The sequence below is a fragment of the Leptolyngbya sp. FACHB-321 genome, from assembly GCF_014695975.1.
GTDB lineage: Bacteria > Cyanobacteriota > Cyanobacteriia > Leptolyngbyales > Leptolyngbyaceae > Stenomitos.
Map to the genome: position 1 here is coordinate 125,256 of NZ_JACJPI010000064.1, position 12,310 is coordinate 137,565.

General features: G+C 52.2%; 9 protein-coding genes and 1 riboswitch. Of the genes, 5 read left to right on the top strand and 4 right to left on the bottom strand.

The window, feature by feature from the left end; translation table 11 throughout:
• Nucleotides 1-191: 191 nt before the first annotated feature.
• The 4 genes from H6F76_RS16210 to H6F76_RS16225 form a co-directional block, all read right to left on the bottom strand.
• On the bottom strand, nt 192-809 hold the full coding sequence (locus tag H6F76_RS16210; protein WP_190509766.1) for a hypothetical protein: 618 nt from the start codon (nt 807-809) through the stop codon (nt 192-194).
• Nucleotides 799-4,623, bottom strand: a complete 3,825-nt coding sequence (locus tag H6F76_RS16215; protein WP_190509768.1) for an AAA-like domain-containing protein — start codon at nt 4,621-4,623, stop codon at nt 799-801. The genes H6F76_RS16210 and H6F76_RS16215 overlap by 11 nt, the downstream gene beginning before the upstream one ends.
• An 82-nt stretch (nt 4,624-4,705) precedes the next feature.
• Nucleotides 4,706-6,541: a filamentous hemagglutinin N-terminal domain-containing protein gene (locus H6F76_RS16220; RefSeq protein WP_190509770.1), complete on the bottom strand. Its 1,836-nt coding sequence runs from the start codon at nt 6,539-6,541 to the stop codon at nt 4,706-4,708.
• A gap of 424 nt (nt 6,542-6,965) precedes the next feature.
• Nucleotides 6,966-8,954, bottom strand: a complete 1,989-nt coding sequence (locus tag H6F76_RS16225) for an AAA-like domain-containing protein (protein WP_190509772.1) — start codon at nt 8,952-8,954, stop codon at nt 6,966-6,968.
• A gap of 220 nt (nt 8,955-9,174) precedes the next feature.
• Between H6F76_RS16225 and H6F76_RS16230 the strand changes: the two genes are divergently transcribed.
• From H6F76_RS16230 to H6F76_RS16250, 5 genes are all read left to right on the top strand, one after another.
• Nucleotides 9,175-9,381, top strand: a complete 207-nt coding sequence (locus H6F76_RS16230) for a hypothetical protein (protein ID WP_190509774.1) — start codon at nt 9,175-9,177, stop codon at nt 9,379-9,381.
• 82 nt (nt 9,382-9,463) lie between these two features.
• Nucleotides 9,464-10,129, top strand: a complete 666-nt coding sequence (locus tag H6F76_RS16235; RefSeq protein WP_190509776.1) for a LuxR C-terminal-related transcriptional regulator — start codon at nt 9,464-9,466, stop codon at nt 10,127-10,129.
• A 41-nt stretch (nt 10,130-10,170) separates the two neighbouring features.
• Nucleotides 10,171-10,347: a hypothetical protein gene (locus H6F76_RS16240; RefSeq protein WP_190509778.1), complete on the top strand. Its 177-nt coding sequence runs from the start codon at nt 10,171-10,173 to the stop codon at nt 10,345-10,347.
• Between the two features lie 18 nt (nt 10,348-10,365).
• Nucleotides 10,366-10,483, top strand: a riboswitch (guanidine-I (ykkC/yxkD leader).
• Nucleotides 10,484-10,558: 75 nt separating this feature from the next.
• A complete protein-coding gene (locus H6F76_RS16245) occupies nt 10,559-11,278 on the top strand; it encodes an urea amidolyase associated protein UAAP1 (protein ID WP_190509779.1) in 720 nt (239 codons plus the stop codon).
• Nucleotides 11,279-11,387: 109 nt separating this feature from the next.
• Nucleotides 11,388-12,026: an urea amidolyase associated protein UAAP2 gene (locus H6F76_RS16250; protein ID WP_190446915.1), complete on the top strand. Its 639-nt coding sequence runs from the start codon at nt 11,388-11,390 to the stop codon at nt 12,024-12,026.
• Nucleotides 12,027-12,310 lie beyond the last annotated feature (284 nt).

Consider the following 12,310-nt stretch of genomic DNA (forward strand, 5'->3'; position numbering starts at 1 on the left):
TTTGCTCGTATCATAGGTTTGAGCTATGAAGTTCGAGTGGGATGAGTGACAGATCGCGCTTAGAGCTTTACTCCTTCTGTACCATCACACTAATGTATGCCTTTGAAGCCAGGCGATCGCAGCAATAGTAAACCTTGCCAGGTTCTTAGCCATCAGCTTTCTGATCATCCTTAACTACTAATGGCTTGCTGCTAGAAGGTGCTAGAAAATAATTGTTTGCCCCACCGTCCCAGCGCTAAGCCCACTAGGGAGACACTGCTGAGAATAAGAAAGGTGTTGGGCTTCCCAAACAGTTTGATTAGGTCATTTCTTGCACCCGCGATCGCTTCAGGTAAGGTCATTGCCAAAATGCCCGCGATCGCACCCATGCCTGCGCTACCTAAGATGCTGGACAGGCTCATTGTCTTTGCCCATAGGAACGCGGCTGCTACGCTGATGATGCTTGCGATCGCCAGGCTGGCAAACCCCGGCACCGTCCAAGCCAAAAAAACAACCATCGCAAATGCAGTTGCCAATTGCCCTTCTGGAATGCCAAACACGCTACCCACAAAGGCATTGGCAAGTCCTCCAGCTAAACCACTGCTAAGTGTCCACGTGATCACTGGAGGCAGCATCAAGAGCTTTGCCAAAGTGAGGGCAAAGGCAAACGGCAGCACGATCGCTTGTGCCCAAGACGGCGTGTAAGCGAGTAAAAAGCCAACTAGCAGATACCACAGAAAATTGAGCGCCAGCCAGCTAAACGGAATCATAGTCGTTTTCATGGTGTAGTCTTTAGCGCCCTGCGATCGTAGCAACTGCTTAACGCTCACAAAGATCCCGGTTTTTCGCCTGCCGATGGCTAGCACGGTATTCTTGTAGCCAGTTGCAGCCTTGAGTGAGCAGTTCATCTAGATTAGCGAGGTGCCATTGCTGAATTTTGCCCGTTTCACCAACGGTAAAAAGTGCCTTACCATCTCGGCTAAACTCCACACCGCGCAGTTGCGTTTGACGGGTATCAAATTGTGCCAGTTGTCTACCAGACAGATCCCAGAGGCGGGCAGTGCCATCTTCACCAGCGGTAGCAAGTTGATTACCGTCGGGGCTGAAGCTAATACTAGCAACACTGCCCCAGTGACCATTTAGTTGTGCTAATGGCTTGCCAGAACGATCCCAAAGGCGAGCAGTACCATCTTCGCCAGCCGTAGCAACCTTTGTACCATCAGGGCTAAAGCTCACGTGCAGAATCCAACTGGAGTGCCCTTTAAGTTGGGCGATCGACTGTCCAGATAGATTCCAGAGGCGAGCAGTACCATCTTCGCCAGCAGTGGCGATCGTCTTACCGTCAGGGCTAAAGCTGGTGCTAACCAGCCAGCGATGCCGTCCACGCAGGTAGGCTATTTGCCGTCCCGACACATCCCACAGTTTAGCGGTGCCAGCAGAGCCATCCACGCCCACTGTCATTACATGCTTGCCGTTGGGGCTAACGTCAACGCTCAAAAGCCTGCCCTGGTTGCTTTGCCATGTAGCAACCGCTTTACCAGATGCATCCCAAATTTGCACAGTGCCATCATCCGCTGCGGTGACCAGTTGCTGGGCATTGGGGCTGAAGCTGATGCTTTTGAGCGTGTGCTTGGGACTCTGAAACTGCGCTAACCGTTCTCCAGCGACATCCCAGATCTGGATAGAGCCATTTTCACCCGCGATCGCCACCTGCGAGCGGTCGGCACTAAAGCCTGCACTGCTGGGCACTGGCAGTCCACCAAAGGCTTTAGTTTCTCTCGCTTGCTGCCTTGACCAGTCCCAAAACCGAACGGAACCATCATCGCCAGCGGTCACTAGCATCTGTCCATTAGGGCTAAAATTCACGCTGTTTACAGGTCCCCGATGTCGCCTGAGTACGGTAAGGGGCTGTCCCGTTAGTGTCCAAAGTCGAGTTGTACCATCTGCACCAGCCGTTGCAACATGCTGTCCATCAGGGCTGAAACTAACTTCTAACGCCCTGCCTTGATTAGTCTTCCACTGGCTTTTGCCCTGAATGCGGCTAGGATCAGACAAGTCCCAAAGCTGCACAGCATCATCTGAGCCTGCGGTTGCGAGATACTGACCCTCTGGGCTAAAGCTAAGGCTTAAAACTCTCCCTTTGTGCCCACCTAACTGCGCCAATTGTTTCCCCTGAAAGTCCCATAATCTCGTTGTGCTGTCCATGCCAGCGGTTGCCAGGTAAGGACCTTTGGGGCTGAAGCTGATGTCAAAAACCCAGCCAGCATGACCCTTGAGTTGAGCCAGCGGCTTCCCGGCAATACTCCAGAGCTGAACGATGTTGTCTTCACCAGTGGTGGCAAGCACATTGCTATCGGGGCTAAAGCTTACGCCTAACACACGCCCGCGATGCCCCTTAAACTGTCGCAAGTAGTTGCCAGACAAATCCCAGAGGCGAGCCGTACCATCTTCGCTAGCAGTGGCGATCGCCCGACCATTCGGGCTAAAGGCAAGGCTAAGAATGCGTCCGCTGTGCCCTTTGAATTGAGCCAACTGCTTGCCCTTCAGATCCCACAGACTAGCAGTGCCATCTTCACCTGCAGCGACAATCAGCGCGCCATCAGGGCTAAAGCTGACATCGGCAAGCCAACCCTGACCAAAGTCGATCTGGTTGCGTTCGTGAATGCCGCTCAAAATCGTTTGCAGGGCAAGCAGCGGGCTAGTAACGGGGTAGCTCTGCGAGGAGTGCTTGCTGCTGGCGATCGCCTTGCTGGCAGAGGTTTGGTTGGCGATCGTAGCCAGTTCTCGCCCCGTCTGCATTGCCGCTACAAGCGCCTCGATTTCGCCCATCTGGTTGGCTTGAAACCGTTGCAGGATATCTAGCGCTGTCGTTTCCAGACTCTTAATGTTAAGGCTAATGGTGGTTGCAGTCAAACGGGTTTGGGCACTGAGCGCCTGTTGCTGCGCCTGCTGCCGGATTTGTTCTGCACTCAGAGCTTTTGCCTCGGCAGTTTGAGCGTCATTCTGGGCAAAGGCAACCCGTTTGCGTGCCTCTAAAAGGTTGTTCTGCAACACTGCCAAGTCTGCCCGGGTAGCAATCATAGTCTGCCGGGTCTGCTGCTGCGACTGTTCTGCACTTTTGGCTTTAGCTTCGGCAGATCGCATGTTGTACGTAGTGACTTGCAGCTTTTTCTCTGCCTGCCGAAGCTCGGTCTGGGTTGCCAGCATTTTTTGGTTTGCTTTGGATGCCAGAAAGCCGGACGCGATCGCTAGTGTTAAAGTCCCAGCCAGAACAACAAAGCCTTTATGGATGGTTCGTCTAGCTTGCTTTTGGGCATCTGCCAGCAACCGTGTGACTTCCTTCTCTGCCTCCAGCGCAATTTGTTTATCTAACGCCTGACTGGCAACCAAAAACTGGTAATCATCGTCGCTTAAGCTCTTGTCTACAGCCCACCGTTGCGCCTGTAGCAGCAATGGTCCGCGCAGCAGATGAGCTGCATCCTGACAGTTGGAACCCATCCAGGCATCCAGGGCATCCGCATAAGGGCGATGGCTAGAGAGGATTGCAGTGACCCAATCCTGGTTGAAAACAGAGGCATAGATACGGTTACAAAGGCTGAGGCTACCGTGCTGTTCGGTGACAATACCAGACAGCTTGAGTTCCATGCGTTCAACACTGTCGTCGGCTGACAGTGTTTGACGCTGCAAGATTTTTTGGTAGCAGCCTAGAATACGGTTGGTGCGCTGTGGATTTCGCAGCAGGCGATCGCGGATAGTCTTCAGGTGCGGTGGTTCGTCCTGCGATTCCCAGTTGTGAATGATATGGGTCTGCACCAGTTGCTCTAGCCACCGTGCCTCTTGCCCAGCACCAACGGCAGCCGGAGCAGCATGAATGAGCTTGCAGAGCTTTTGGGTCAAAAACGGTTGCCCACCCGTCCATGCCAGCACTGCTTGCAGCATGGCTTGAGGATTGTTGGCAGTTGACCGCAAGCCTTCGAGCAAGGGCTGTGCTTCGTCAAGCTGAAAGCCACTAAGGGGAATAGCTTTGCCGATGTTGAAGGGGGTACGGCTTTTGTCTTGAATCAGGTCTGAAGGAGTCGCTACACCCAGCAGGGCAAACGTTAGGCGCTGGTAGTCGGGACGATCGGCACGCTTGTTGTAGCAAGTGCGAATCAGCGCGAAGAAATCGTCAATCAAAAAGTCGAGGCTGAGTACGCTGTCAATTTCGTCAATAAAAATGGCGATCGCTCGATCACTGTCTGCCAGCACCACATCTTCTAAAAACGTGCCCAAGCGCTGCACAGGCGGCAGAAAGCTGTGTTCTCGCCACCACAGCCGTAAATCAACAGGATGAACCAGATCCAGGCTGCTTTCCAGCGAGTAGGCAACCCCAGCGTACCATTGCTCTGGGCTGACGTTTCGGTTGCCAATGCCAGACACATCGATCGCGGCACAGACAACACCTTCAGCTTGCAGTCGCCGCATCGTTTGCACACGCAGGCTGGATTTGCCTAGCTGCCGGGAATTAAGCACATAGCAAAATTCGCCTGCTTTTAAGCCTTCATACAGGTCACGATCGGCTTGGCGGGTGACATAGCTGGGCGCATCGAGCGGTAAACTGCCACCAACCTGATATTCATAGCTCAACTCTGCTGTTGCAACCATTACCGCATCTCGATCGTGATACCCTCACCCTGCTTTTACAGCCGCCTCCACCCTTCACTCTTTCACTTCTTCACCCACGTACCTAGTTCTTCAACGTCAGCGAGTTTTGGAGCACTTCTACCGTACCATCTGGACTAAGTGTAAGCGTGACTTCAAATCTTGGCACTGTGCGTTTTGCAGTCGGCTCGGCTGCTGGCATTAGATTAAGGTCAGTTAAATATGTAGCGGCGACTTGCCCGAGCGGCACCACTTGCTGAATCGCACCCTTCGTATCTAACAACAGTCGATAGTGCAACTGAGAAGCTAGCTGCGGCTGTGGTTGCCAGCGCTTTTGCACTTGCTTTTTAATTGCTGCCAGTCGGCGTGATCGTGCCGATGCCTGGTTCATGTCGTCGATCGCGTCCTCCGACAATTTTTCTTCTGGCTCACTCAATAGTAAGAATGGCTTCATTGAGGCAGCGGCACTGGCTTGAGCCGAACCTGCCTGGGTGGAGCTTGCTTGTATCAAATTTGCCTGAGTCGAACGTGCCTGATTCAAGCTGGTTGGTACAGGACTTGCCTGACTTGTCGTCGTTTGAGTTGGATACTGCGGTAGGGCTTTGGGCAAGACGATGCTGTTAGTTTGATCGCCAGTGGCTGGAAAGACCACGATCGGCGTGGAAGAGTTATTGTCGTTCGGCTTCAATGGCATAGGGCACGCAACCCCACAATCAGGGGTAAGGCTGCTGGGAAGGGGTGCAGGCAGAGGCGGCAACGCCACATTAGGCGGCGCAGAGGGCGTAGAGACGGCGGGAGCATTAGATACAGAGGGCAAAGCAACCAAAGGTACTGATGCAGGGGAGGGACGGTCAGGCGTAAATAACGTACCATTTTGTGGCACTGGACTCACAGTAGGAGGCAACGCCCGATCGGGGGGAGCAAGCGAACGTACGCGATCAGCAGGCGACGGACCTGGAGTAGCAGGTACTGGCGGAAACGCATTAGTCAGCACGTTGCCACGTAGCAGCGTTCCACCAGGAGCAGCAATTGCCTCTCGTACTGCCACATTTCTGGGCGAAATTTGCACACCTGATCCTGTCAACACAACTTGCCCTGATGGATTAACGGTGAGACCAGTCGCGTTGGTGGCACTCCCGCCTGTAAGCAATTGAGGCAAGGAAAGCACCGACAGCGTCCAAGCTTCGGCGCGCTCAGTCGGCGTTGGGCGCTGCACGTCTAAACTCAGCATGGCTCCGGGCTGGCTGAGGCGCACCACACTTTGCCCCGGCACTGCTGCCACAATAATCTGTCCCTGTGGAGCAAACAAGCTGCCAGTACTGACAACGGTGCCCCCAAGTAAGGTCAACTGTTGCCCTACGCCGACTGCCAGCCTGCCAGCATTGATAATGGAACCCGGCTGCGCCACGGCAAAAGCATAGCTGCTGGGATTACCGCCTAACGCTTCGTAATTATTGCTACCAGAGGCGTTAAACCAGTTAGCACCGAAACCAATGCCAGTCGCTGTTGTCGCAGCAAAGGAGCCAGCAACGTTCAGGGAGGCATTTGTACCAAACACAATCCCGGCTGGATTCATCAAAAAGAGATTGGCACTGCTGCCACTAACCTGAATTAATCCATCCAGATGCGAGGCATCGCCCCCAGTCACCCGCACCAGAATGTTGCGATTAGCGGGATTGGCAAGAAAGTTTGCCACCTGAGCCTGGGTTAAACCGAACTGAGACAGGCTGTGAAACAAGTTTGTGCCATCTCCCGAAAGAGTGCCGCCACTAATATCAAAGCGGTTGTCAACGGGAGTCACGATCGTGCCTGCATCACCTGGATTCGGCACAATCTGCGCGTGCAGAGGCTCAGCGCCGATCGCGCTACCAACAGCAACCGCTGCCAGCAATGTTGTAATTTTTCTAGCGATTGGTCTCATGATCTCATCTCGTAGAACTTACATCCCGTAGAACTTAGAAGCAGTACTGTCTAAACGTCGATCGCCTCTAGCCAACCTTGATGTAGATGCTCTTGCCCTAGACTACCAACGCTAGCGTATGGACTGGCAGTGCCTCAAGCCAGGTTCACACAAACTTCAAGCATTTTGTGCTGATTTATACTGAGCTAGCCTGTTGAACAGCTATTAAAACGGCTCAATGAGCGGCAAGCCTTAGCCGCGATCGACCCACTGCTGTATCTTTCACTCAACCCCTTACTAAACCTCTACAGAGCTTAGGCAACAAATAACTATTGCCATCACCACTTGGCTTTATGCCATCTTCACCTAACGGTTTAGGAAAGAAAACTAACGGTATCCCTAATGTTCGGCACCTTGTATGAGCAGGCGTTAGGAGTGGCGAACGTTAGGCAGCTAGCAGGCGATCGCGAAAATATTGACGATACAGCTCGTAGCGCAGAGTCACGTTATTTCCATTGAGGTGTACCAGTCCCATGCTATGGAGCTTAAACGCCTGAGATGCTTCCAGACGGACTGGCTCTATAGTGGCAACCGCTTTTGCCAAAGCAGCGGCTAAAGCCGGGTACTGCTCCAGGTTCCACAGGTGTCGCCGCAGGTGGTCGCTGTAGGGTCCAGCTTCGGTCGGCGCAGTGTGGAGCAACTGCTCTAGCGTCATATCCTGCTTAGCAATGTGGTAGAGAGCAACCCGCACTAGATAGGGATGCCCGCCTACTAAAGTCATCAACTGTTGAATGTGCGACGATCGCCAAGATAACCCGTGGCGTGTTGCTAGATCATGCACGTGCTCAGGGCTAAACTCTGGCAGTTCGATCGGCAATCCTACGTTAAACGGCGACTGATTGCTATCTAGCGGTACGTAGACTTCAGTTGAATGGACAACGACCAGACGCAGCTTTTGCCAGACAGCACGGTTTTTTGCCTCTTCGTGCCATGCACGCAGTAAGCCAAAAAAGTCTTCGGCAATATGGCGATGCTCAAACACGCGATCGACTTCATCTAGCCCTAGCACCAGTGGGCAATCCATTTCGCGCAACAGATATTGCTCAAAGTAGGCTTTGCAATTAACCTTGCTGCCAAAGATGTCATCCCAGTAGTCTTTCAGCTTGTTGGGCAACTGTAGCCCTAACCCCACGCTGGCACAAAACCAACGCAGAAACTTGTCTAGATCGGCAAAAACAGCGCGATCGGCAAGCTGAAAACTCAGCGGCAACGTCACATAGTTTTGCTGCTCTCCATGATAGAGAATGCGCGACATCAGCGAGGTTTTGCCCATTTGTCGGGGCGCTTTGATGCGAATTAAGGCTCCCGGTTTAACGATCGTTTCATAGCAGCGTGCCTCGATCGGTGATCGCTCTACATAAAAGGCTGACACCAGATTGACTTGCCCCCAGGGTAGCTCTGGCTCTGCCACAGGTAAGGGCGGTGCATCGGGGTCTTCTACTGCTGTAAAGGACGTGGGTAGTGCCTGAGTCGTCGTCTTGGCAGACAAGGGTTGCGCCTCTGCCAACAGCGTGAGCAGCGTTTGCACCAGCATGGGTGTGTCAAGGGGCGATCGCCATTCCCACTGTTGAAACCCATGCAGATAACCGCGCAAGTTATGGTTTAACGGCAACGCCAGCGAAAAGCCAACCCGCACAGGCAACAGCATTGGCTTGTGGTTAGGATGAGCATCATACGCTTCTCGCGCACGTCGCACTGCCTCTGTTACCATCTCGCTGGCAGCAGACTGAGGAGCTAGCAACAGCACAAAGTAATCGCACTGCTCCAGTACCGCATCCAGATGAGGCAACCAGTCGGGCGATCGATGGCTCTCCTCTAAAATCGAGACGTGGTGCCCCACCGCTTGCAGTCTGTCGTGCAACTGTTGAGCAAACCCCAGACTCCCTTCCTGGTTGCCGTGACTGATTACCACTCTGGAACGCTCACGCAAAGCAGGAGACTGCTTGGAACCACTAGGTTGTTGAGTGGCAGATTGCTGCATCCCAACTGTCTGAGTGTCAGCAGAAAGCTGCGTCCGAGCGGGCAGTGGAGGCGGGGCAACAGGGCTACCAGAACGTGCTAGTTTGTACCCCGCTTCCTCCAAGGTATGAATCACCGTTCTAGAGTTGATTTTGCCTTCTGGCAAGTCTCCGAGCGCTTCTAGATAGCGGTAGAGGCTGCATAGTGCCACCCGTACACCACCGACCCCTTTGCATAGTTCCTTGGCAATCTCTTTAGGACCCAGCCCCAACAGCAACCCACGCAGGTGCTCTTTTTCTGTTGGAGTAAGCTTTTCGCGCTTGGCAGATGCCAGATCCGCATAAAGTCGTCCCAGATCCCAAAGGGTCTCAGCGCGTGCAAAGGTCTCTCCGGTCTGGCTTGGGGCAGGTGTCATGAGGGCTTATGAGACTTCTAACGTAATGCCTAACGATCTGACTAATGGTTCCTAATGGTCGTTAGTTCAATGTAGCGTAGCCTTTCGCTTATTCTTTCTATCTAGAAGAGCAATGACAACAATGCGTCCCCCCGCCATCTGCAATATCGGATGAAGCTGTTCGTCAACGCTACTTTACCCATTGCCACATGTGCAACTGTCTTCTTGGAGGTGTCTAACCATGAATTCCATTCACGAAATTGTGCAGCAGGTCCTGACCACAGGTTATTTATCAGTCAGTGCTGAAGAGCAGCTACGGCGACTTTTGACCAGAGAATACGGTCGGGAAGATTTTTATGCCTTTATGAAACTGCAACAAGCAGCAATGACAGGGCGTGTCAAGCAAGAGTCTCGCGAGATGAGATGCCTGAGCGCATCGAGAGCTTAAGCGCCGCTAGAAGGGACGATCGATGAGCAGCGGTGTATGAGCCATGCGATTGAACCAACCTACCCCGTTGTCTGGAGAAGCTATGCTAACCCATAATTGCAAATCTGATCGCCGCCCCTATAGTCTGCCCACCTACGCCAGAGACGTTAGCCCAGCTGCGGGTTTTATCACTGCACCAGCGATCGGCTTCACTGATCTACCGTCTTCAATGTTGTTGAGTGTACTTGTAGATACCATCCCCAAAGGGTTGCTTGTACTCTCAATTGATCGAACCATTGTCTACTGGAACCAAACTGCGAAGCGGCTCTGTCAAACGCTGCCCAGTAGCCAAAGGTATCAAACGACGTTACCAACCGTTATAGCTGAGTTGTGGAAACAGGTCGTAGAGGCGGAGTCAGCTACGGAACCAGTCGTGCTGGAGTATCAGACATCGGACGATCGCTCGTTTCGATTGACGGCGTGTTGGCTCACAACTAGCGCAGGCGATCACCTGATCGCAGGCTTTAGCAATCAAACGTACATCCTCGTCACGCTAGAAGATCGGGATGAAGTGTTGCAGCAGGACATACAGGCAGAGCAAAAAAAGTTTCACCTCACTAATCGAGAAGCAGAAGTGTGGCTCTTGCTAAAACGAGAATATAGCTACCAGGCGATCGCTACAACGCTCCACATCAGCCTCAACACGGTTAAAACCCACATTCGCAACATTCACGCTAAACGCCACCCTTATCAATCGTTGCCAGCTTAGGACGATCGCCTTCAAGTTGCTTTCAGGTGTTGCCTCGCTTTATGAAACTTGCCCATAAATATGGTGTCGATCGAATCACACCGTTCTGGCTTGTAGTAGTGGCTATTCGCACCAGAGCGATCGAGCAGTGTTATCTGGATTTAATGACTTTGGCGAGAAAGCCTTGGTTAGAGATGCTAAGATTTGAGCGATTGCAATCGAAGGCGATGAACGCCTAATGCGATCGCCCACAACAAACTATTCGCTTCTAGGGTTCCGGTCTTGCGCGAGTGAGATGACTGGTCCGAGAGAAGCAACCGCGTAGACCTGCAAGCAGGTAAAGCGGTCACACGGCGGGAAAAAAGCCCGGGAGAGCCAAGCAACAGAGATTACTGTTGGCGGCTTCCTGGGCTTTGTCGTTTCAGTCGTTTGTTTCACAAGGAGTACATCATGTCTACCGAACCACACTCGATCGATCCAGCCTTGATTACCTGGGATGAAGTCATTCCCGGTGGTGCCTATTGGTCGCGCATCATCAAGCGTGGCACGACGCTTCGCCTTGTTGCGCCAGAAGGTTCCAGGGGCGTTGCGTTTCTTTGCTACAACGCCGACAACACGATCGAACGGTACAATGCTGCCGATACTGCCAAGATTCAGTTCAACGCCTTTTTAAAGAAAGGAATGTTGCTCTACTCCGATATGGGTCGCGTCTTGTTTTCCATCACAGAAGACACGTGTGGGTTGCACGACACATTAGGCGGTTGCAGCAACTTGGCGACTAATTCTAAGTACGGTGAGGGTGATTACAAAAATTCGCGGGATAATTTCTTGCTAGCGCTGATCAAACGCAACCTGGGCAAGAAAGACATTATGCCGAACCTGAACTTGTTTACACGCATTGCAGTTGATCCAAACGGCAATCTCTCCTGGGCAGAGAAAACCGCGCAACCAGGGGATTTTATTGATTTGCGAGCAGAGATGAATGTGTTAGCGGTGCTGTCAAACTGCCCTCATCCCCTTGACCCCAGCCCCACGTATGAGGCAAAGCCAATTCGGGCGATCGTCTGGAACTCTCCCGCCTCCACTGCCGATGATCCCCTTCGGACAAGCAACCCAGAAGCAGTACGTGGGTTTCAAAATACCGATGCATATTTGGGGCAGTTGGTTTAGGGAAGGCAGAAGGCAGAAAAGTTGTTAGAAAAAAGCTGACGGCTGACGGCTGCCCACTAAATCAACTCACAATTCAAATTTAGTAGTTCTTCATTTTGAGGATTAAACGATGGTAGCGACAGCAGTTGAACTTGACCCCAAAACTGCGATTTACAATGAGGTATTGCCTGCTCGCAAACCCTGGGCGAAAGTGCTAACGAAAGGACAAGTGCTGCGGATTGTGGATTTAGGCGGCAATCAGGCAGTCGATTTTTTGGTTTATAACGCGGATGATCCGAGTGAGCGGTACAGTGCCCCAGATACAATTCGGGCACAGGGCAACATTTTTATCACCACCGGCACAAAGCTATATTCCAATGATGGCAATGTGCTGATGACGGTGCTGAACGATACCTGTGGACGGCATGATACGTCGGGTGGTGCATGTAGCTGCGAGAGTAATTCGGTGCGCTTTGGCCTGGATAAGAAATGGCAGCACGCTTGTGTAGAGAACTTTCTCTACGCCATCAAAGATTACGGCTTGGGCAAACAAGATATGACGAGCAACATCAACTTTTTTATGAATGTGCCTATCAGCGAAGACGGCACCCTCGAAATTGTGGATGGTATTTCTGATCCTGGCAGCACAGTCGAGCTACGGGCGGAGATGAATACACTGGTGGCAATTTCCAACTGTCCGCAGATGAACAACCCTTGCAATGGCTACAATCCCACCCCGATTCAGTTAATCATTTGGGATGCGGTGTGAGGCTGTGAAGCTACAGCAACGATGAACAGCCTCACCCAGAATGAGCATGGTTTTGCTTGTAACCTCACGCTTGCGTTTTAAGCGTGGACTGTTCTTGCTCGCAACCAGAAAATTCCTGTTTTGAGCGAGACAATTCCTGCTGAAAACTGAAGCACTGCTGTTCTAAGCTAGATGATTTCTGCTAGAAACAAGAACGTTCTTGTTTTGGAGCTGACAAATTCTATCTGAGATAATAACATTCCTCTTTGCAACCAGAACACTTCTGTTTTGAGGCAGGCGATTCC